Below are 21,833 nucleotides of genomic sequence, written 5' to 3'. Positions count from 1 at the left end.
ATGCTTTTGTCACTTTTTCACTGAAAAACGATACACAAGTGGATATCTCTTGCAATTTTGGTCCTTTTCGTGGTCAATCTTACCTTTTTTTGGATTTTTCGTATACTTTTACACTGCCTACCTTTATAAAAGCATACAAATTCCCCTTTAACTTTTGCATTCTACACTTTTCATACCCAAAACTATTACCTAAAGCTGTAATACGTAGACTTCCCAGCCTTATCCATCACAAGATGCTCTTTCAATATTTTTTGCATTCTAAGCCTAGTCATGCCAAGCCTACACCAATCATTTGCAGCGGAAACGGTGATTTGTCTTTTCGGAAAAAGCGCCCTATATTCTTCAATCGTCCGCATTATACCAACATGTAGTTCCTCTTTTCCCCCACACCTCTCACACATAAGACCTCTACCATCTAAGCGAATCGAGAGTGACCCACAATTTAAGCATGAAACACCCTTTTTCAAAGAATCATAGGTATATTCAGGGATATGCATACTATTGTAAGGAGAATCTTCAATGTGAAGAGAGGCCAATTTCTTTGCTAAATCTATCATATGTCCGTTTGAATTCATAGAAAGGGAACCTAATCTTTTTATAAAAGAGTTAATCTGTGTAGGTAAGATGATTGGTAGCTGTCTAGTTGCCTGATAGAGCGTGAAGTCGGGATTAACAAAAATAACACTTGCTTCTATGGGAAGATTAAGACCTAAAGTTTGAGTTAGTGGTCTAAGAAAGGATTCTGATCGCTGTATCTGAGGGATAGGATTTTTTATCTCAATGCCAGATGATAAATACCATCGATTACCTTCGATATAAAATTCTCCTTCATAATTTTTGATATCGAAAAGATAAATTTTGTATGGAGAAATGAGCAGTGTATCAATTTGAAAAGTTGTATTCCGCCATTCTAGAAGAAGATCATTTAGCTGAAGATAAGTGGAGACAGGGGATTGATTGATTAGTTCGTCAAAGTGACACTCACCTTCGAAGCCTTTTTCATCAGCTTGGAACTTTTTTAATTCTCCATCCGTGAACGTCATTCGGGGCTTTAAGTAGTAACGTAATTGTAAGGGCTCGGGGATTTTTCGAGGTTTAAGAATCATTTTACAGCATTCCTTTCAAATACTTAGTCTATTTTTAATAGGTGTATGTAAATATAGAGGCAATATGAGGTTGTCTTTATAGTTTCATGGTTGGCTAATTTTGTCAACGACCTATATATAATTCATCAAAATCCATTTCTGCTTGTTACACCTTTTAAAGACCAAAAGGCAACACCCAAAGGGGTAGTTGCCTTCTTTCAAAATAAGTTGCGCCACACACTCCACATAGCTTGGGTCGCGATGGTAGTTTAGCAGCTTTAAGCAAGTGGATCGATAACTCCATTGATCGTCAGAAGTGCATGGTGTCACCTCATCAAGATATTTCTTTATCTCAGGGATTAGCTCCCATTTAGCATCTACTTACAGTTATTAAAAATGATTATGAGAACGTCCCTATGCTTCCCCTAAAATCTATACCTAGTTCCTACGATCCAATCTAATAACTCTTCCTCATCTATAGCAACAACTCGATCATCCGTTTTAAGCTCTTTACAAATAGAAAGTATCTTTTCATTCGGTAAAGTTGTCAAGGAAAAGGAGAAATTACTTCCATTAACATGCCATTCATTATCTATCATATAGAAAGAAATCGTTGTTGGATCTAAAAGGAAGCCACAGCCTAATGCTTTAACATAGGACTCTTTTAACACCCATAGCTCTGTTAACAGATCCCTGTCTTTTTGTTGCTGGATGATAATTTGCTCATGCTCTGATAAAAATAAACTACCATCAATATCCACTAATTCACTTTCAATATCAATGCCTAATTTACCAGATGACAGACCTACTGCAACGGTACCGTCACTATGGGAAATCGAGATCTCCCCACTATATCCAACAAAATACGGTTTCCCTCTATCTGTATGTGTTATAGGATACGAGCTATCTAACTCATCTTTTTGAATCATTTTAAGTAAAAAGATTCCTAATAATGAATCATATTTTTGCCTAAAAAGCTGATATTTCTCAAGATACTTCTTTTCATAAAAAGAGGCATGACGGTATAACTCATCATATATCATCTTACTATAGGTTGCTTCTGCCGTATAAATTAATGGGTTTGTTACATCCCTCATACTATTCCATCTCTTTGGGAATAGGTAAAAAACCTACTTCGACCGCATGTGTTAACATACGATGTATGAAATCCTCATCAGGAATAGGAAAGATAATGCCCTTTTTATTAAGCGCATTTGTTGTAGCAGGACATGCATATACTAAAGGTGAATTCTTTGCTCCATCACCCTCTAATCCTGCCATCGCCAACTCTAATCCCTCTTGATTTTTCGGATTATCATTATATAACCAGTCCTCATAGACGTTTAGATCAACTAGCTCAATAGGATAACCAAACGACTTAATACTGCTTAACATGTCTGCATATGACACATTATGAGGATTACAAATATGAAAAACCTTTCCAACAGATTGATCATCTAAAGCTAATGCAACAATTGATTTACTAGCAATATCAACCATCGCAAAATCCATATTTGCATCTACCTTTGGAGCTTTACCTAGTAATATAAAACTCTTAATCATGCGATAGACAGCATTAGAATTAATGTTTGTCTGGAACTTACCTGATTCAAAATGACAAGTTACGTTACCTGGTCGATAGATTGTCACTGGTATGCCTTCATGATAAAACTTTTCTACTAGTTTCTCAGACTTTAATTTACTGTTCGTATAAAGATTTGGAAGATCAGGTGCATCTGAAATATTTTCAGACGTTATGAATTTGTCCCAATATCCCTCTAAAGCCAGTTCTTCCGGAATTCCGATCGTTGAAACATAGTGGAAACGACATCCTTGATCTTTAGCAATTTGCAGTAGATTTTCTGTTCCTACAACATTGGACATTGTAAAAGATTCTTCACTCCCAAAATGGCGTACATCTGCACCACAATGAATAATTGAATCAATTTGTCCCAATTTATTATGATCTTTCACATTTAACCCTAAATTCTCTTTACTAAAATCTCCAACAAGGAGCTTTATTCTCTTATGAATATTCTCATCATCCAGTGATCCCGTTGTAGCATAGTAATTTAATGTTGATTGAACCTTAGACCATCCCTCTTCTTCGCTAGATGCTCTTACTAATACATAGATCACATGTGTAGAAGCATTTAACAAATCTAATAAAATATGAGACCCCAAATACCCTGTAGCTCCAGTTAAAAGAATAGTTGTTTGTTCTTTCAGTTGAACTTGTTTATTTGTAGATAAAGTTATTGGATGCTCAATAAGTTTAATTTTTTTATTAAATTGTAAAGAGTCATTTACGTTCGTTTCATTCGTTTGATTTGTTAAAATATACTGTGATAATGACTCAATAGTAGGATTCGTAAAGAAATCATTTATTTTCAATGATTTATAATCTTTCTTCAGAAGAGTTAACGCACCTAATACCTTAAGGGAATGACCACCTAACTCAAAGAAGTTTTCGTCAACCCCAATATTCATTATCCCTAAGACCTCTTGCCACACTTTCAGGAGCTTAGCTTCTACTTTATTAGAAGGCTTCTTCTTATCCTCATCATATGAAGCTGAATTCTCTAGTGGTAACGTAATTAAATGGTTGCGATTGACTTTAAGTGTAGGAGACAATGGAATAAAAGGCAATTCAATAAAATAAGTAGGAATCATATAGCTTGGTAGACCGTCTGAAATAATATCTATAACTTCTTTCTTTGTAGCACGATGACCTTCTTTTATTGAGTAGTAAGCAACAAGGACTTTATCACCATTTACTTCCTTTGGAACCACTGCCCCCTCCTCAATAAAATCGGCTCTAAACATTCTATTCTCTATTTCTCCTAATTCAATCCGATAGCCTCTTATTTTGACTTGCAGATCAACACGTCCTAAGAACTCAATATCACCAGATGGCAATAATTTCACTCTATCACCAGTGCGATAAACAACTCGATCGGAATAAGGAACTTTAACAAATGCTTTTTCTGTTTTTTCAGGTAAGTTATGATATCCTTCTGAAACAGAAATGGAGTCAATTAACAATTCTCCTTCAACCCCAACTGGATTCAACTCCAAATCATCATTTACAACATAAAACTTATAATTTGAAAAAGGTTTTCCAATCGGTACATTTTCTACTTTACTATCCTTTTCCCCGTCTACTCGATAGTAAGAGGCAGCAGCAGTTGCTTCTGTGGGTCCATATAAATTAACAAGTTGAACATGCTTAAATTTGTTATGAAATAAGCGAACCACTTCACCTGTTAATGCTTCACCTCCAACACCAATCATTTTTAAGGAGTGAGTTTTTTTCGTATCATCTTCATTTGCATAAGTAGAAAACTGTTTTAATGCAGTGACTGGAAAAGCCATAACATGGGTAATTCCATATTTCTGCACAGTTTCAGCAAATGCAGACACATCAACACGTTCCTCTTTTGTTAAGAAATGTAATCTTGCGCCATTATAGATCATTGTGCACACTTCAATAAAAGAGGCATCAAAAGACAACATAAAAAATTGTGCTAATACATCCGATGGAGAAATAGCAAATTCACGTTTCAATGCATAACCAAAATTAACAATGCTTTCATGGCGAATTTTTACTCCTTTTGGCGTACCAGTTGATCCTGAAGTATATATAATATAAGCAAGGTTAGAATTTTCAACAACGACCGTTGGCGCAGTATTCTCTTCTGAAATATCTTCAATAGATAGATAAGGAACGGCTGATTCTATCATTAAATTAGCTAAAATATCTTTTTGTTCTTTAGATGTTAGTACAAGCTTACTCGAGGAATCCTTAATAATATATTGATTACGTTCCTCAGGATTTTCTGGTGTTAATGGCACATACACTGCCCCAGACTTCATAACTCCTAGCATCGCAATAATTGCTTCAATACTTCGATCCATAAAAACCGAAATGTAATCGCCAATTCGAATTCCTTGTGAAATCAGATAATTAGCAACCATATTCGATTTCTCGTCTAAAGCCTTAAACGTAATTGTTCGATCTCGACCATCTGAAACAGCTATATGCTCTGGATACATGGTAGCTGTTTCCACAAAAACATTATGTAAGCCTATATTAGTAGGGAAAAATTGGTCTGTATGATTAATTCCTGACCATAAGTTCTCATCCTCTACTGATAGTACCTTCACAGGCTTTTGTTTGACTAATGTTGTCATCTATAAACACATCCTACTTATTTATTTGAAAATAACCTTAGTTTTTAAAATGATCCCTCTGCAAAGTTTTTAGCACCAAAAACCTATAGAGACTTTTTCCCTATAGGCCTAGTGAATAATAAAGAATTTTAAGTACTATACTTTTAAAGTTGATACAGCTTCTTCAAGAGTATCAATTACCTTTTTCATATCCTGTGCCGAATCAACAATTGTATCAAATGAAACCTTCTGGGCCTTGATACTATCTGTTAATGAAATAACTGTATCGCTATTTTGTGTTGTTAAATCTGTAAACTGTTCAAAAGTAGCTGTAATTTGTTGATTTTCTGCAGACATTTGTTCTGTTGCTGCAGATATTTCATCCATTTGAGCAGACACATTGCGCGCAGAATCAAGAATATCAGCAAAAAGAATTCCTGTCTCTTTTACAAGAGACACACCAGCGTTCGCGTATTTGACCCCATCATTAATTGAAATAACAGCTTCTTCTGTTTCTTGTTGTATATAATCTATCAATGATTTAATTTTTTCTGCAGAACCTTTTGATTGTTCAGCTAGCTTTTTCACTTCATCAGCAACAATTGCAAATCCTTTCCCATGCTCCCCTGCTCTTGCTGCTTCAATGGAAGCATTTAAGGATAAAAGACTTGTTTGCTCAGAAATACTTGTAATCAGACCAACAATCGAATGAATTTCATTAGAACGTTCATTAAGATTTCGAATAAGTTTTTCGGAGTTTTGAGACGATTGATTAATCAATCCCATTTGTTTTCCTACTTGATCAACTGAGTCACTCCCTTTCATTGCAAGACTCTCAGTTTCTTTCGATCCTTCACTAACATTAGAAATATTACGAGCCACTGTCTCTACTCCAGCAGACAATTGTTGTAATGAAGAGGAAATCTCATAAGCAGATCCACTTTGAGATTCAAATCTTCCTGACATTTCTGACACGTCAGTAGTAATACGATCCATTTTTTCACTAGTATTACTTACAGAAGTGAACAATGAGTCATAGTTACTTGACGTATTCTTCGAAGCAGATCCAATCGAATTAATTAAACTTCTTATATTATCAACCATCACATTAAAGCTTACTGCTACCCTACCTATCTCATCATTCGACTCTTTTAATCTCACATCGTAATTACCTGCTGTGACAGATTCGATCCCACTAGCAAGCTCACCGATCGGTTTATATAGTTTTCCTAATAAGAAATATTCCAGCACAGCAATAACTAAAACGACAATTAATAGAATAATTCCTACAGTCATTAAGATATTTCTTTGGCTATCGACAAAGCTTTGTGCATTAAAGTCCATTCCGTAATAAGCATAAACCTCACCATTTTCATCCACATATGGTTTGGCAACTGTAATCCAAGTTCCTAAACCATCTGAGTAAATATCAGAAACCACTATTTCCTTTTCAGCCGTAAGCTTCTTTACTAGCTTGACAATATTATCAGGCTGACCATACATATCCCCAACTGTTAAATCCGCTTCCGCTTTAAGTATGTCTAATAATTCTGTTGGTGAAGCAACTAAACTCGTTTCTGAACCATTTTCCAGCTCGGTACCAAAGATATAACCTTGTGCAACTGAAGGTTGGTAATTTGATAATTGATCAAAATGACTGATCAAACGCTGAGCAGCTTCACTACTCTCATCATCTGTTTCCATTACTTCCATTACATCTTTAGGATCAATATCCTGTGACCACGTTTCAACAGTTTGTTCAGCATCTGTTACAAGATTCTGTAACATAAACTTAGAATTAACAAAGTAACTTACCCCCGTTACTAAAATAGCAACTAAAGTAGTCGTGATGATACTAAATAAAATACTTTTTGTTTTTAATGATATATTAGAATACCATTTCTTCATTGTTGTACACTTCCCTTAACTTATTAATCAAATTCTATTGCGAAATAACAAAAAATTGCTACAAGTATTCTATCGGCTATATCATCAAATTGCTTAACTCTTTTAAAAATAATCTTTGTTAAACTTGGTTGGTGCTTTCACTGAAGGAAATCGTTTTTGCTGACAGTCAGGGAGTCTAATACCATTCACTTCAATCAACAAAGTAGAAAAATCAACATAAAGCTATAAAATAGCCTAAAAATAAAAAGCTACTTCAATAAGAAGTAGCCCAAAAGAATCACACAATCCCCGTAGTAATTGAATGAAATGCAACTGGCTGACTTATACTTATGTCTAGTATTTAGTCCCTATAGTTTTGCGTCCTATTTTTTCAAATAGTTTGCCTATATTAAATTAGATATATAGCCCTAAGTAATATATCATACTTTTCTCATAATTGGTATACGGAAATAATAATACTGAATATTCCGATAAATAAACGAAGGTGTCATAAGTATAGATTTTGGGACACCTTCCGGGTTATGGTATAGATGCTGTAGATGAATCTTCTGAAATGATTATGCATTAAAAGTAAAAAGGAGTGAGCATCAAGCTACACTCCATAAAGAGAACATTCAAGAAGATATTGAATTGTGCGTATCCACTTTAAGCTGTTTTGCTAATCAAACCGAGGTAACTAAAGAGATGTTACATTTCAAAGCAAACAGTGTTACATTAAACTATTAAAACATTACTGTCTAATTGAAGATCTACTAATTTACAACCCTTCTTGAATACATGGATGTATCATCGCCGTTAAATATCTCATTTTACGTTACACGGTAAAAATTAACAGACACGGCACTTAGCATAGATTTATTTTCTAGTGTCATAGGTGTAGCTTCATCTACCATAGGGGTAATCGTACTTACAAACAGTGATTTGCACAGCCAAGTGTATTTGTCATGTGAAACCTCAAACTTTGGGCAAGTTCTAGCATAACCAGTAGGTGGAAGTTCTTGTAAGTTTATGATCCCGTTGTTCATTACGTAGATAAGTGCGTTGTCATCTGTCTTTAGTGTATATTTAGCTTCTACTTCCATTATTCCATCTGCCCTAATTAACTGCCAGTCAGCTCCACCTGGAACAACTATTCCTTTTAGGTTTTTTCCTTCGAAAGTTCCTCCTGTTATCGGTGCTATATTCCGAATACCGGTTGAGACTGGGCCAATCTCTAATTCTTTGCTAATCGTCACATACGCATGAAATACAAATTCTAATCCAATCGATGACAAGATGAATCAACTCCTCCTAGTTAACTATTATGAAATAGACCCTCGCTTTTAATAGAGTACAAGCCGTAGCCCTCTTAGTTCATAAGGACCTTACCCGACAGGCAGTCCTGACCCTTTGCCAAGTGCTTGTTATTTTGTTTCGGCTATTTTTTCAACGGTAACGGTAGATATGCTGGATTTCTTGACTCTTTGATTAGTCTCAATAAGTCCAAAACTTATGATAGCTACGAGGAAAGTCGCTATCGCGGATACAATCATGACGAAAGAGAAACCATGGACGTCAGCTAAAGCACCTGAACCCCCTACAATAAAGGAACCAAAGATTTCGCCCACTCCAATAATAATAGCGACTGAAGTTGCAGTTAGATGTGGTGGTACCGTTTCTTGAGGAATGACATTAAAAAAAATAGGCGTTAGAGTTCCCAACATTCCACCGAATAACATTAAGAGGATAATCCCGAAAGTACTGACCGGGAAAAAGTATAAACCAAGTGGAGCTAATACTCCTAAAAGGGCGAAAATAATCAATGTCTTTTTTCTACCAAAATAATCTGAAAACATTGGTATACCAATCGTTGTAAGGATTCCCAAAAGCCCCATTGCAGACATTATCATTCCCATTCTTTCAATAGACATCTGCCCTACCGAAGTCAAAAATAGTGGTACATATGAATAGAAAATCCAAATACCTCCCATACCAAAAATTGCAATAAGCATGCAGAGAACATATTTCTATATTTGAAAATGTCGGTAAAACTTGTTTTTTGCTTTTGCTCAGTTTGGTGGATTTTGTCAGGACTTATTTCATTAGTAAACAGATATACTAGTAATCCTAAAATTAAACTAGGAATACTTATGATGACAAACGCCCAATGCCAATTAAGCATAGAAATAGTCTGAGTCACAAGAATTGGACCAAGAGCAACAGCGATAACAGCGACTCCCGCATTGACGATGCCTGCATTTCGTCCAAAGCGTCCCGGGGAAGATGCAGAAGCGATCATTAACATAGCCAACGGATAAATTGGTCCTTCACATACACCGACCAAGAATCGTATGATTAACAGAGAATGATACGAGTTTGCAAGCCCTGATAATGCAGAAAATACAGCGGTTGCCAGGATAGCTGCAATTAATAATGGCTTTCTTTTTCCAGTTTTGTCAGAAATCATACCAATTATAGGCCCTGAAATAGCAAATCCGATTGTTTGCCACATATTGATTTGTCCAACTTGCCCAGTTGTTAATTCCAAATCTCCCACCATAGCAGGGATTATATAGGACAATGCTGATCTATCTAAAAATAAGAAACCCCATGCAAAAAAGATAAGAATGACTAGTCGATACTCATAGAGACGTGATGAATTTGACAGTTGATTTTTCATCCTCTACCTTCCTTTCTTTTCTAGCTAACTTATTTTAAAAATACACATTTGCTTTTGTTAAAATTTAGGGTCAATCGGAGTTGCCATGTTTGACCGTGCTTCTATTATCTCCGCAGCATCAAATAAAGTATCTTCACGAAAACGTCTCCCTAAAAGTTGGACACCATTCGGTAATCCACTTGTTACAGAGGTAGGTACTGAAATAGCTGGGAATCCTAATACAGGAACAGACACCATTGGCCACTGGGCATTTAATAAGCGTTTACTCGCAGAAACACTTTCTATATCTTCATCTTGGAGAAATGCTTGCTCCGTTGAACTAGGGAAAAGAATGAGTGGATATTCTTCTAAGAACTGCTGCAACTGGGCAATAAGTGTACCTCGACGAGCATATCCTTGTTTGTATTTTTCAAGACTAGGTTTACCCCATAATTCTTCAGAAACTTTATAGACATACTCTAAATTCACATTAGCTGCTTTGTCCCCAAATTCTCCAATCATTGGTAAAATTCCACGTAAATCCTCTAAGAGAATTAAAAACCATAGTTTATATGCTTCATAGAATAATGGAAGTTCTACTTCTTCCACAATATAACCGGCATCTTTTAAATACGATGCTGCTGCATCTAGTTCTTGGTTTACGAGTGGATCTGGTTTAGCAACTCCTACATCACGTAATAACCCTACTCGAACAGGCCCTTTGAGAGGTTCACCGATCAGAGGTACTTGTGCATATATAGGATCACGAGTGTCAGGAGCTGACATGGCTTCAAGAGCTATTCTTAAATCCTTTACCTTGCGAGCCAGTGGTCCTTGTACACCCATCATCTGAACAGCCAGTGATGAGTCCACGTTTATAGGACCTGAGCCAGGGACGCGTCCAACAGTAGGTCTTATACCCGTTACTCCACATGCATATGCAGGGTAACGGATCGACCCAGCGATATCATTGCCATGTGCAATAGGTACCATCCCACTTGCTACAGCAGAGCTAGAGCCTCCGCTAGAGCCTCCTGGAGTTCTTGTAGAATCCCACGGGTTTAACGTACATCCATGTAAATCATTATTCGAAAACCACCTTAAACTAAATGAGGGTACGTTCGTTCTGCCAACAAAAATCCCCCCCGCTTTCCGTAAATTAGCTATTGGAGGGCTGTCTTGTGAAGCAATATGCCCTTTATAAGCAACTACCCCGTCTGTTGTAGCGTGGCCCGCATGATCCGTATTAATCTTACTGACAATTGGCACACCATGGAGAGGTCCGATTTTTTCACCGCGCAAAACAGCATGATCAGCGGCATCAGCCTCCCTAAGTGCTTCATCAGCAAGGACTTCGACAATAGCATTAATTTTTGGGTTGACTTGATTAATGCGTTCCAGACAGCTTTTAACTGTTTCGCGTGAAGAAAACAATCCGGTGCGAATTCCGTAAGCCATGTCACTTGCTGACCAGCTCCAAAGAGCATCTTGTCTATTTTTTGCTGGTATAGTATTGAGTTTTTCTTCTTTTTTTGGATACATTTACAGTACACTCCTTTAGTAAAATTAATTGGTAAGGATTATAACCACTTTATAGAAAACGCTTACAAAGTAATTATTGCATCACTTAGACAATTAAGGATATCACCCAAAAGGGTAATATTTTAAATACTTTTTCGTTTAATATTTGCATTATTCAGAAAAATGTGTGGATTTTTCTTCTCTTTAACGATAACATTTATTACATGATATTAATGGAAGGGGATGTATCCAAGGAATGTTAAGCAGGAAAGTACTTTCTGAAAATGAAAAAAGGTTTCAATTTATTGAAGAAATAATGAACCCACAAAAAGACTTTCGAGAACAAGTGCTCACTTCCTTCAATCAACTTTTCGGCTATCAAAAAAGTGTTTTTTGGCGTATAACTGAAACAGGAATTAATTCTACTAATCCAATTTTATTTAATATTGGAAATGAAGAAATGAAAGAATATACAGAGCGATACAGATTACGCGATCCAATCCTTAAATATCAAGATTCATTTATTAAGAACAATGTTATATGCTATAGTGATATTCTTCCTGATAAAGAATATAAACAAACAGAATATTATCATTTTCTTAGAAAGAATAAAAATAAAGACATCATTTTAATTTGCTTAAACGACGGGCAACGCCTAACGGGAATAATTAGTTTTCTGAGGTCGATCGAGGAAGAACAATTTACAACGTTGGACAAAACCAGGATGCTATTTTTATCTAAATATATATCGAAACTATTTGCAACTTCTAATAGACTTGAAGAGAGTGAGCTTCATTTTCACGCAATTAAAGAATATGCAAATCTCCTTCGTCTTGGAATAATCATTATGGATGATTTCAATCATATTTGTTACTACAATAAGCAAGCAGAGGATATTTGTAATGATTATAATAGTAGCCATAAGTATACTATTCAAGAGTTTGTCCAGCATACTCTTGATTATGTTCCAGATTTGACAGACAACTTCACTGCGGAGCTTCCGAAACTACCTAATATCTTTATTAAAATTTACCGGATGGAGCGCAGTAAGCAATTTGTTATTTTCCTCATTCCGTCCGAACAGTCCTTGGAGAAAAAATCCAAAATGTTAGGACTATTAACATTAAGAGAGGTAGAGATTTCAGATTTACTTATGAAAGGTTACACCAATTATAAGATAGCAGAAACATTGTTCATTAGTACAAATACTGTAAAACGTCATCTCCAAAATATTTATACTAAATTAGGGGTACGAAACAGGACTGAGTTATGTTACCAGCTTAAATCCAATTTTGAGAATAAGAAGTTTTATTAACTAGGGGTCTGGCAACATCGGAAATTTTACATACCTAATCAATCGAATTGATTTAAAAGAAGACTGCACTCCGGTGATTCATTACTGATTTGCCGCCCCAACATTTGAGAATAGAAGCAGGTTTTTCCCTTACCGGGAACCTGCTTCTTCTTTTAAAATCATCTGCGATACTACCTCAACATGCGTCGTATGCGGAAACATATCCACCGGCTGCACTTCAACCGTCTTATATCCACCTAACTCCAACACCTGCAAATCCCTCGCAAGCGTTCCAGGATTACATGAAACATAAACAACCTTCTTTGGTTTCATATCCAAGATTGTTTTCAACAATGCTTCATCACAGCCCTTACGCGGAGGATCCACGACAATCACGTTTGCCTGATTGCCTTGCTTGTACCATTCAGGAATAACAACTTCTGCTTCACCAACTGCAAACTCTGCATTAGAAATGCCGTTTAGCTCTGCATTTCGCTTAGCATCTTCTATTGCTTCTGGAACTATTTCCACACCAAAAACTCTCTTGGCTTTTTGGGCAAGAAACAAAGAAATCGTCCCAATTCCGCAGTAAGCATCGATTACAGATTCTTCACCTGTTAATTCAGCGTATTCTAATGCTTTTTCATATAGCACCTTTGTTTGCTCTGGGTTTACTTGATAAAAAGAGCGTGCAGATATGGCAAATTTTACGTCGCCAATTTTGTCGTAAATATACTCTTCTCCCCAAAGCACATTTGTTTCATCGCCAAAGATAACATTTGTTTTTTTGTTATTAATATTTTGCACAACTGACTTCACTTGCGGTAGTTGATTTGTTATTTCAGTGATAACCTCATTTTTATGTGGAAAGTCAGCCGTTCTTGTTACAAATACAACCATGATTTCCTTTGTCACAAGTCCATACCGAACCATAATATGACGAAGCCAGCCTTTATGCTTTTCTTCGTTATAAGCACGAATGCCATGTTTTTCACAAATGGTTTTCACCGCTTGAACAACGTCATCGTTCTCAGCTTGCTGAATGAGACATCTTTCCATATCAATGATGTCATGGCTTCTTTTTTGATAAAAGCCAGCTACTAGACCGCCCTCACGTTCACCTACTGGAACCTGAGCTTTGTTTCGGTAATTCCAAGGATTCTCCATTCCTAAAGTCGGATGTACAGTTACTTGGTTTAAATCTAGTTTGCCTATTCTAGCAAGGACCTGCTCCACTTGTTTTCGTTTAAAATCAAGCTGTCCTTCATAGCTAAGATGCTGTAGCTGGCAGCCTCCGCATTGAGAATAGATTGGGCAAGGTGCATCAATTCGGTTTTTACTTTGTTCATGGAGCTCAATTAGTCGTCCGAACGCGAAGCCTTTGTTTACTTTGATTACCTTTATTTTTGCTCGTTCATCCGGCAGTGCATTTTCAACAAAGATCGGAAAGCCTTCTACCTTTGCGACACCCGCACCTTCATGCGTTAAGTCCTCAAAGGTCACATCGTAATATTCATTTTTCATAACAGGTGCTTGAATTTTCGCCATGTTGTTCTTCCTTTTCGTACAAATTATTTCATTCATTTTACCATAACAATTTCAATAAAAAAAACTTGGCTATTATGTTCTGCCAAGTTTCTATTCTTCCATTTGTCTTACTTTTTCAGCTGACATGATCACGTCAATATGCTGATACATGTTGACGAATTCGCCCGGTAGCATGCCACCGTATTCACCATCTAAATTCAATTGCATTTTATCTTTGTTTATTACTTTTACTCGATTTGCCTTTGTGTAGATAATATGTTCATCGTTTATATGGTCGCCTCTTAGAGCTAGGCTTGCAATACGGATGAACTCTGCTAGATTTGCCTTTTTCAAAATAAGAAGGTCAAACATCCCGTCATCTAATTTTGAATCAGGTGCAAGCTTTTCAAAGCCACCGACTGAGTTCGTTAGTGAAACAAGAAATAACATGATTTCACCTTGAAAAAGCTTACCATCATATTCAATTTCTACCTCAGCAGGGCGTATGGATGGTAACATTTCCATTCCTTTTAAATAATAAGCCAGCTGTCCAACCATTGTTTTCAGCTTACTAGGCACCTCGTATGTTAACTCAGTAAGACGACCTCCACCGGCAATATTGATAAAGTAATGGTCATTGACCTTTCCGATATCAATCTTCTTAGGCGCACCCTCTAAGATAACATCTACTGCTGCAATCACATTATTTAATGGAATACCAATTGCTCTTGCAAAGTCATTAGTTGTTCCTACCGGAATAACTGCAAGCTGTGGGCGATTATCTAATTCAGCGATCCCATTCACAACCTCGTTGATTGTCCCATCTCCACCTGCTGCAACAATTAAGTCAAAGCCACGTTCAGTCGCTGCCTTTGCTGCTTGTATCGCGTCACCTTCACCTGTTGTTGCATGACAAGAGGTTTCATAGCCAGCTTGTTCAAATTTTTGTAGCACCTCTGGCAAATGTTTTTTAAACAGCTCTCTCCCTGAGGTAGGGTTATAAATAATTCTTGCTCTTTTCATTCACACATCATCCTATTTTCAAAGAAATGTATCGATATTTATATAAGTTAAATTCATTTATGATTATGTTCTGTTATCATTGTCTCCCATTTCTATGCTATCGAAACATGATAACCCAACTACCATTATCACCATGTTTTATATAAAAAGTAAAGTTTTTCATGCTAAATCATTGTAAACTTGTTACAATATAAAGCAATTAAAGCCGGAAAGAAGGGAAATTTATGGATGGATTAAATGATCAATATATACGCCGGATTCAATTAAAAAGAGAGGAAGTTCCTTCATTTAGAAAGTATCCATTCAACCTTCCTAGTGTAAAATCTCTTGATGAGTTAGAGCTTCATCCTCATGTTACCTTTTTAGTTGGAGAAAATGGAATGGGTAAATCTACTCTATTAGAAGCTATTGCCCTTGCAATTGGGTTTAATGCTGAGGGTGGTTCGCTTAACTTTAACTTTTCTACCTATGATTCTCACTCTGAACTAGATCACTACCTTAAGCTAATTAAAGGGACTGTTAAACCTAAAGATAGCTTCTTCCTTCGTGCTGAAAGCTTTTATAACGTTGCTTCAAGTATTGAAGAAATGGATAGAGAAGGTCGTGGCCCTCATATTATTGATTCCTTTGGTGGTGTATCCCTTCACGAGCAATCACATGGCGAATCCTTTTTCGCTACCTTTATGAATCGATTTCGCGGACAAGGCATTTATTTATTGGATGAACCAGAAGCAGCTCTTTCCCCACTGCGTCAGCTATCTATGATCACACGAATTGATGAGCTCGTCAAAGATCAATCTCAATTTATTATTGCTACTCATTCACCGTTGATTATGGCCTATCCTTCCGCAAAAATTCTTGAATTAACGGAAGAAGGAATCCATGAGACAACACTTGAAAACACACACCATTATTCAATAATGAAGCAATTTTTCACGAATAAAGAAAGACTTCTTCACCACTTATTTCATGATGATTCCAATTAAAAGAGAGATCTACTTTGTTGTAGATCTCTCTTCTTTCTTATCTTTTTTGAATTTCTTCCATTAACAGTTTGTTTACCATTGGTGGGTTTGCTTGACCTTTAGTTGCTTTCATAATTTGTCCAACTAAGAAGCCAATTGCTTTTTGTTTACCGTTTTTGAAGTCATCAACAGATTGTGGATTGGCATCGATTGCTTCGTTTACAAATTTACGTAGAGTTTCATCATCAGAAATTTGTACTAAGCCTTTATCTTTTACAATCTGCTCCGGATCTCCACCGTTTTCGATTAGCTCTTTGAAAACTTGTTTCGCAATTTTTGAAGAAATGGTTCCATTTTCAATGAGTTTAATCATCCCAGCTAAACCTTCTGGTGTAAGAGCTACATCGTTTAGCTCTTTTCCTTCAGCATTTAGATAAGCAGATACTTCACCCATTACCCAGTTTGAAGCTTGTTTTGCTTCAGCACCAACGGCTAATGTTGCTTCAAAGAAATCGGACATTTCTTTTGTCATCGTTAATACTTGAGCATCATATTCAGGCAATCCTAGGTCATCAATATAACGTTTACGACGTGCATCTGGAAGCTCAGGAATGGAAGCACGAATTCTTTCCTTCCACTCATCATCGATGTAGAGCTCAACAAGATCTGGTTCCGGGAAGTAACGGTAATCATCAGAACCTTCTTTTACACGCATTAAGATTGTTTTCTTTGTTGCTTCATCATAACGGCGTGTTTCTTGTTCAATCACACCACCTGAACGAAGGACCTTCTCTTGACGCTTTTCTTCATATTCTAATCCTTTTTGAACGAACGCAAAGGAGTTTAGGTTCTTAAGCTCCGTTTTTGTTCCGAATTCTTCTTGACCAACAGGACGCAAGGAAATGTTTGCATCACAACGAAGTGAGCCTTCCTCCATTTTACAATCAGAAACCTCAGTATACTGGATGATTGCTTTGAGCTTTTCTAAATAAGCATATGCTTCCTCTGGTGTACGGATATCTGGCTCAGATACGATCTCAATTAGAGGTGTGCCTTGACGGTTCAAATCAACTAAAGAGTAACCATCATTTGAATGAATCAATTTACCCGCATCTTCTTCCATATGGATACGAGTAATCCCGATACGCTTCGTTTCACCGTTTACTTCAATATCAATCCAGCCGTTTTCACCGATCGGTTTATCAAATTGAGAGATTTGATAAGCTTTTGGGTTATCTGGATAAAAGTAGTTTTTACGATCAAATTTTGTTTCAGTCGCAACCTCACAATTTAAAGCCATACAAGCCTTCATTGCGAAATCAACTACTTTTTTATTTAAAACAGGTAAAACACCAGGGTATCCTAGCTCGACAACTGTTGTGTTTGTATTTGGTTCTGCACCAAAGTGGTTAGGTGCACTTGAAAAGATTTTAGAATCTGTTTTTAACTCAACGTGAACTTCAAGTCCTATGACCGTTTCATATTCCATTATTTTCTCACCCCTTACAATTCAGGTTTTGCTTTATGATGATCTGTTGCTTGCTCAAACGCATGTGCAACGCGGTAAACTGTGCTTTCATCAAAATGCCTTCCGATAATTTGTAATCCTAGTGGTAATCCATTTGATAATCCACAAGGAACAGAGATTCCCGGCACACCTGCTAAGTTAACAGGAATCGTTAAAATATCGTTTGCATACATTGTCATTGGATCTTTGACGTTTTCACCAATTTTAAACGCAGGTGTTGGAGTAGTAGGTCCGATAATCACATCATATTTTTCAAACACATCTTCAAAATCTTTTTTAATTAATGTACGGACTTTTTGTGCCTTTTTATAATAAGCATCATAGTATCCAGAGCTTAATGCATATGTTCCAAGCATAATACGACGCTTTACTTCATTACCGAAGCCTTCTGCACGGCTTTGCTTGTATAATTCAATTAAGTTCTCTGCATTATCTGAACGATGGCCATAACGAACACCATCAAAACGAGCTAAGTTGGCAGATGCTTCTGATGAAGATAATAAGTAATAAGTCGCCAGTGCATATTTTGAATGTGGTAACGATACCTCTTCCCATGTTGCACCAAGTCCCTCTAATACTTTTAGAGCATCAAGAACAGATTGCTTTACTTCTTCGGTAACACCTTCGCCTAGGTATTCTTTCGGCACAGCGATTTTTAAGCCTTTTACATCACCTGTTAAAGATGAAAGGAAATCTGGTACTTCTACATTTGCTGATGTTGAATCCATTTCATCAACTCCAGAAATGGCTTGTAAAAGAAATGCGTTGTCTTCAACAGAACGTGTTACAGGTCCAATTTGATCTAGTGATGACGCAAATGCTACTAAACCAAAACGAGACACACGTCCATATGTAGGCTTTAAGCCAACAACTCCACAAAATGCTGCAGGTTGACGAATGGAACCACCTGTATCAGATCCTAATGAGAACGGTACCTCTCCTGCTGCAACCGCCGCCGCAGAACCACCGCTTGATCCACCTGGAACAGTTTCAAGATTCCATGGATTACGTGTTGTCTTTATGCTAGAGTTTTCTGTTGAAGAGCCCATTGCAAACTCGTCCATATTTAATTTTCCAATTGTAACAGCCTCTGCATTTTGAAGATGCTTTACAACTGTTGCATCATAAATAGGATCAAAGTTTTCTAAGATTTTACTTGCACAGGTTGTGCGTAGGCCTTTCGTAACGATATTATCTTTTACACCAATTGGCATACCAAATAATAACCCGAACTCATTTCGGCTATTTAATGCTTCATCTAATTCTTTTGCATATGTACGTGCTTGATCTTCATTTAACGCAAGAAACGCACCAACTTTATCGTCAACTTCTTGAATTCGTTTATAAGATTCGTCAACTAAATCAGAAACAGTGATTTCTTTTTTATGTAAAAGTTCTTTTAATTCTGATATTTTGTGATCAAAAAGTGCCATGCTTGTCCCTCCCTTATTCTAAGATAGATGGTACACGAATATATCCATCTTCATGATCTGGCGCATTTTTAACAACTTCTTCATTGTCTAAACCTTTTTTCGGAACATCTTCTCTCATCACATTTTTCATGTCTAACACATGTGATGTTGGTTTCACATTTTCTGTATCTACTTCGTTTAACTGCTCAGCAAACGTAATAATGGCATCTAATTGCTTGGCAAAAAGCTCTGCATCATCTTCAGTAATGGCTAAACGAGCTAAATTTGCAACGTGTTTTACTTGATCTGTCGAAATTCTAGACATCTTTCCTCTCACCTCCACAAAATCGTACAATCACAATACTCTGATGATACCAAATGAACATATAGTTAATCAACAATTGTAGTGAAAAGCAACCACAGTTGAGGCAAAGTTGTCTCCCCTTTCATTTATTTGCCAATTTCTAAAATTTATTTGCTGTTTTTAACGATTTATTTGCCATTTTGAGAGTTTTATTTGCTAGTTGAGTACTTTTATTTGCTAAATTCCTTATTATATTAGATTTTCGACAAAATTCGGCACAAACAAACCGCTAGCACCACGCCAGCGGCTCAAATATTATTCAATCTCAATCTTCTTCGGCTTCTTTTTATCTAGCTGAATTTTCAGCAAGCCATGTTTATAACTAGCCTTCATATTTCGTCTCAATACATAATGGGGCAATGATACACTTTGAACTCCACCGATGCTCCTGTCTTGGTGACCTTGTTCTTTTACTTCAATCACAACATCGTCACCCCGAATTTCTACATTAATATCTTCCTTAGGCACACCAGGCAATTCAGCAAGAATGTTGAAGTGTTCAGATGTTTCTTTTACATCAACTGAAAAGCCTGCTTTTGATGCTGTTTTACGAAACGCATCATCAATGGAATCTAAAAGTGTACGCTTTGGACGACTTTGAAAAAACTCATTCATCATCCTCATTGGATCATTATTCCTCACGGCACACCCTCCTCAAATCATCATTACTATATCCTATGAAAAAATGAGAAAATTGCCCCTAAAGAAAAAAGTAGGAGCCTGACTGAGGCCCCTACTTTTTTAAAAGATTTATGCTTTTGCTTGTTCGAACTCTTCTTCGATTTCTTTAGAAGGAGCTCCTGTCGCTAGGCTGACAATTAGGACAGCGATCCATGCTAAGATGAAACCTGGTACGATTTCGTAAAGGCTAAATGGAATAGCCCCTGAAGTCGTTAATTGTTTCCATACCACAACTGTAACTGCTCCTACGATCATTCCAGCCAATGCTCCCCAACGATTCATTCGTTTCCAGAAAAGGGAGAGAATGATTACAGGACCAAATGCAGCGCCAAATCCTGCCCAAGCATAACTTACTAAATCTAATACAGAGCTGTCTGGATTTGAAGCTAGTAAAATAGCAATCAATGCAATAGCCGCAACTGAGATACGACCAACCCATACTAGTTCTTTTTCAGAAGCTTCTTTTCTTAAAATAGCTTTATAGAAATCCTCTGCTACAGCACTTGATGATACTAATAGCTGAGAATCAATTGTACTCATAATAGCAGCTAAGATCGCAGCTAATAGAATACCAGATACCCACGGATCAAATAGAACTTGTGTGAACATGATAAATACTTGCTCTCCATCTGCAATTGGTGCATCTGCAAAGTAAGCAATACCAGCAAATCCTGTGAAGATCGCTCCGAATAAAGCAAATACCATCCAAACTGTACCGATCATACGTGCTTTTGGTACATCTTTTTTAGAACGTAATGCCATAAAACGAGTTAAGATATGAGGCTGACCAAAGTATCCTAATCCCCATGCAAGTAAAGAAATAATCGCTAATGCTGACATACCAGAAAATGCATCAAGATAAATTGGATCAATTTCACCAACTGAGTTTACTGTTTCACCCCAGCCACCTAGTTTGTTAACTGCAACAATTGGAACAATAATTAATGCTAAGAACATTAGAATTCCTTGAATAAAATCAGTCCAGCTTACTGCTAAGAAACCTCCAAGGAATGTGTAAGAAATGATAACAATTGCACCAATCCAAAGTGCTTGTGTATAAGATAGGCCGAATGAAGCTTCAAACAACTTCGCTCCCCCAACCATGCCTGATGAAGTATAGAACGTAAAGAATAACAAAATAACTAATGCAGAGATAACACGTAATAGCTTAGAGCCATCTTTAAAACGATTTTCAAAGAAATCTGGAATCGTAATTGAGTCATTTGCAACTTCTGTATACGAACGAAGACGTTTCGCAACGAATTGCCAGTTTAAATACGCACCAATTGCTAAACCTACTGCAATCCAAATTTGGTTCATACCACCAGATGCATACACTGCACCAGGTAAACCTAGTAGTAACCAACTACTCATATCCGATGCACCGGCACTAAGTGCAGCAACACCAGGTCCAAGTCGTCTCCCACCTAAAACATAGTCTGATAGATCACTAGTCATTTTGTACGCAGCGATCCCGATTCCTAACATACCAACTAAATAAATGATAAATGTTACTAAAACACCTGTTTCCACTAATTCCTCACTCCCTTTCAGTAAAGTTTGTAATGATTGATAGTGCCACTAATGCTAACATTGGGACAAATAACCAAAACCACGTTGCTCCAGATAATGCATGTTCCATGAATGCTTCACCTCCTAAATGAGCTATCACCAAATCCTTATGCAGGCTTATGCAATTTCATGATGAATGAAT

The 21,833-nt window shown here is 36.8% G+C and carries 17 protein-coding genes and 1 riboswitch; of the genes, 2 read left to right on the top strand and 15 right to left on the bottom strand.

Features of this window, described 5'->3' with window-relative positions:
- Window positions 1-185: 185 nt before the first annotated feature.
- From D9842_RS22105 to D9842_RS22070, 8 genes are all read right to left on the bottom strand, one after another.
- Window positions 186-1,106 carry a nuclease-related domain-containing protein gene (locus D9842_RS22105; protein ID WP_121664331.1) on the bottom strand — a complete coding sequence of 307 codons (921 nt, stop codon included), beginning with the start codon at window positions 1,104-1,106 and terminating at the stop codon, window positions 186-188.
- A 404-nt stretch (window positions 1,107-1,510) separates the two neighbouring features.
- Window positions 1,511-2,182 carry a 4'-phosphopantetheinyl transferase family protein gene (locus D9842_RS22100; protein WP_121664330.1) on the bottom strand — a complete coding sequence of 224 codons (672 nt, stop codon included), beginning with the start codon at window positions 2,180-2,182 and terminating at the stop codon, window positions 1,511-1,513.
- A gap of 1 nt (window position 2,183) precedes the next feature.
- Window positions 2,184-5,279, bottom strand: a complete 3,096-nt coding sequence (locus D9842_RS22095; RefSeq protein ID WP_121664329.1) for a non-ribosomal peptide synthetase — start codon at window positions 5,277-5,279, stop codon at window positions 2,184-2,186.
- 135 nt (window positions 5,280-5,414) lie between these two features.
- Complete coding sequence (locus D9842_RS22090) at window positions 5,415-7,166, bottom strand: methyl-accepting chemotaxis protein (RefSeq protein WP_121664328.1); 1,752 nt, start codon at window positions 7,164-7,166, stop codon at window positions 5,415-5,417.
- 304 nt (window positions 7,167-7,470) lie between these two features.
- Window positions 7,471-7,560, bottom strand: a riboswitch (cyclic di-GMP riboswitch).
- 415 nt (window positions 7,561-7,975) lie between these two features.
- Window positions 7,976-8,440, bottom strand: a complete 465-nt coding sequence (locus tag D9842_RS22085; RefSeq protein ID WP_218975595.1) for a DUF3237 domain-containing protein — start codon at window positions 8,438-8,440, stop codon at window positions 7,976-7,978.
- 129 nt (window positions 8,441-8,569) lie between these two features.
- The gene (locus D9842_RS22080) at window positions 8,570-9,136 is read right to left on the bottom strand and encodes an MFS transporter (protein WP_257536075.1); all 567 of its coding nucleotides are present in this window, start codon (window positions 9,134-9,136) and stop codon (window positions 8,570-8,572) included.
- Window positions 9,091-9,825 carry an MFS transporter gene (locus tag D9842_RS22075; RefSeq protein WP_121664326.1) on the bottom strand — a complete coding sequence of 245 codons (735 nt, stop codon included), beginning with the start codon at window positions 9,823-9,825 and terminating at the stop codon, window positions 9,091-9,093. The genes D9842_RS22080 and D9842_RS22075 overlap by 46 nt, the downstream gene beginning before the upstream one ends.
- Before the next feature lie 57 nt (window positions 9,826-9,882).
- The gene (locus tag D9842_RS22070) at window positions 9,883-11,346 is read right to left on the bottom strand and encodes an amidase family protein (protein ID WP_121664325.1); all 1,464 of its coding nucleotides are present in this window, start codon (window positions 11,344-11,346) and stop codon (window positions 9,883-9,885) included.
- A 235-nt stretch (window positions 11,347-11,581) separates the two neighbouring features.
- Between D9842_RS22070 and D9842_RS22065 the strand changes: the two genes are divergently transcribed.
- The gene (locus D9842_RS22065) at window positions 11,582-12,640 is read left to right on the top strand and encodes a response regulator transcription factor (RefSeq protein WP_218975594.1); all 1,059 of its coding nucleotides are present in this window, start codon (window positions 11,582-11,584) and stop codon (window positions 12,638-12,640) included.
- Between the two features lie 129 nt (window positions 12,641-12,769).
- Here the strand turns inward: D9842_RS22065 and rlmD are convergent, their stop codons facing one another.
- Both rlmD and D9842_RS22055 read right to left on the bottom strand, forming a co-directional pair.
- A complete protein-coding gene (gene rlmD, locus D9842_RS22060; protein WP_121664324.1) occupies window positions 12,770-14,167 on the bottom strand; it encodes a 23S rRNA (uracil(1939)-C(5))-methyltransferase RlmD in 1,398 nt (465 codons plus the stop codon).
- A 90-nt stretch (window positions 14,168-14,257) separates the two neighbouring features.
- Window positions 14,258-15,169, bottom strand: coding sequence for a diacylglycerol kinase (locus D9842_RS22055; protein ID WP_121664323.1), 912 nt, complete (start codon window positions 15,167-15,169; stop codon window positions 14,258-14,260).
- A gap of 224 nt (window positions 15,170-15,393) precedes the next feature.
- Here D9842_RS22055 and D9842_RS22050 point away from each other — a divergent pair, with 224 nt between their 5' ends.
- Window positions 15,394-16,155 carry an AAA family ATPase gene (locus D9842_RS22050; RefSeq protein WP_121664322.1) on the top strand — a complete coding sequence of 254 codons (762 nt, stop codon included), beginning with the start codon at window positions 15,394-15,396 and terminating at the stop codon, window positions 16,153-16,155.
- A gap of 37 nt (window positions 16,156-16,192) precedes the next feature.
- Here the strand turns inward: D9842_RS22050 and gatB are convergent, their stop codons facing one another.
- The 5 genes from gatB to putP form a co-directional block, all read right to left on the bottom strand.
- Window positions 16,193-17,623 carry an Asp-tRNA(Asn)/Glu-tRNA(Gln) amidotransferase subunit GatB gene (gatB, locus tag D9842_RS22045; protein WP_121664321.1) on the bottom strand — a complete coding sequence of 477 codons (1,431 nt, stop codon included), beginning with the start codon at window positions 17,621-17,623 and terminating at the stop codon, window positions 16,193-16,195.
- Window positions 17,624-17,637: 14 nt separating this feature from the next.
- Window positions 17,638-19,095 carry an Asp-tRNA(Asn)/Glu-tRNA(Gln) amidotransferase subunit GatA gene (gene gatA, locus D9842_RS22040; protein WP_121664320.1) on the bottom strand — a complete coding sequence of 486 codons (1,458 nt, stop codon included), beginning with the start codon at window positions 19,093-19,095 and terminating at the stop codon, window positions 17,638-17,640.
- A gap of 13 nt (window positions 19,096-19,108) precedes the next feature.
- Complete coding sequence (gene gatC, locus D9842_RS22035) at window positions 19,109-19,399, bottom strand: Asp-tRNA(Asn)/Glu-tRNA(Gln) amidotransferase subunit GatC (RefSeq protein WP_098797692.1); 291 nt, start codon at window positions 19,397-19,399, stop codon at window positions 19,109-19,111.
- A gap of 294 nt (window positions 19,400-19,693) precedes the next feature.
- The gene (locus tag D9842_RS22030) at window positions 19,694-20,080 is read right to left on the bottom strand and encodes an Hsp20/alpha crystallin family protein (protein ID WP_121664319.1); all 387 of its coding nucleotides are present in this window, start codon (window positions 20,078-20,080) and stop codon (window positions 19,694-19,696) included.
- Window positions 20,081-20,188: 108 nt separating this feature from the next.
- Window positions 20,189-21,652 carry a sodium/proline symporter PutP gene (putP, locus tag D9842_RS22025; RefSeq protein WP_121664318.1) on the bottom strand — a complete coding sequence of 488 codons (1,464 nt, stop codon included), beginning with the start codon at window positions 21,650-21,652 and terminating at the stop codon, window positions 20,189-20,191.
- Window positions 21,653-21,833: the final 181 nt, after the last annotated feature.

This window comes from Metabacillus litoralis, from assembly GCF_003667825.1.
GTDB lineage: Bacteria > Bacillota > Bacilli > Bacillales > Bacillaceae > Metabacillus > Metabacillus litoralis_B.
Note: the sequence above shows the minus strand (reverse complement) of the source record. Positions and strands in the feature narration are given on the sequence as shown.

Bases quoted from the DNA above. Each gene is read 5' to 3' on its own strand.
- D9842_RS22105 (WP_121664331.1), bottom strand. From the start codon at position 1,106: ATGATTCTTAAACCTCGAAAAATCCCCGAGCCCTTACAATTACGTTAC.
- D9842_RS22100 (WP_121664330.1), bottom strand. From the start codon at position 2,182: ATGAGGGATGTAACAAACCCATTAATTTATACGGCAGAAGCAACCTAT.
- D9842_RS22095 (WP_121664329.1), bottom strand. From the start codon at position 5,279: ATGACAACATTAGTCAAACAAAAGCCTGTGAAGGTACTATCAGTAGAG.
- D9842_RS22090 (WP_121664328.1), bottom strand. From the start codon at position 7,166: ATGAAGAAATGGTATTCTAATATATCATTAAAAACAAAAAGTATTTTA.
- D9842_RS22080 (WP_257536075.1), bottom strand. From the start codon at position 9,136: ATGGGAGGTATTTGGATTTTCTATTCATATGTACCACTATTTTTGACT.
- D9842_RS22075 (WP_121664326.1), bottom strand. From the start codon at position 9,825: ATGAAAAATCAACTGTCAAATTCATCACGTCTCTATGAGTATCGACTA.
- D9842_RS22070 (WP_121664325.1), bottom strand. From the start codon at position 11,346: ATGTATCCAAAAAAAGAAGAAAAACTCAATACTATACCAGCAAAAAAT.
- D9842_RS22065 (WP_218975594.1), top strand. From the start codon at position 11,582: ATGTTAAGCAGGAAAGTACTTTCTGAAAATGAAAAAAGGTTTCAATTT.
- rlmD (WP_121664324.1), bottom strand. From the start codon at position 14,167: ATGGCGAAAATTCAAGCACCTGTTATGAAAAATGAATATTACGATGTG.
- D9842_RS22055 (WP_121664323.1), bottom strand. From the start codon at position 15,169: ATGAAAAGAGCAAGAATTATTTATAACCCTACCTCAGGGAGAGAGCTG.
- D9842_RS22050 (WP_121664322.1), top strand. From the start codon at position 15,394: ATGGATGGATTAAATGATCAATATATACGCCGGATTCAATTAAAAAGA.
- gatB (WP_121664321.1), bottom strand. From the start codon at position 17,623: ATGGAATATGAAACGGTCATAGGACTTGAAGTTCACGTTGAGTTAAAA.
- gatA (WP_121664320.1), bottom strand. From the start codon at position 19,095: ATGGCACTTTTTGATCACAAAATATCAGAATTAAAAGAACTTTTACAT.
- gatC (WP_098797692.1), bottom strand. From the start codon at position 19,399: ATGTCTAGAATTTCGACAGATCAAGTAAAACACGTTGCAAATTTAGCT.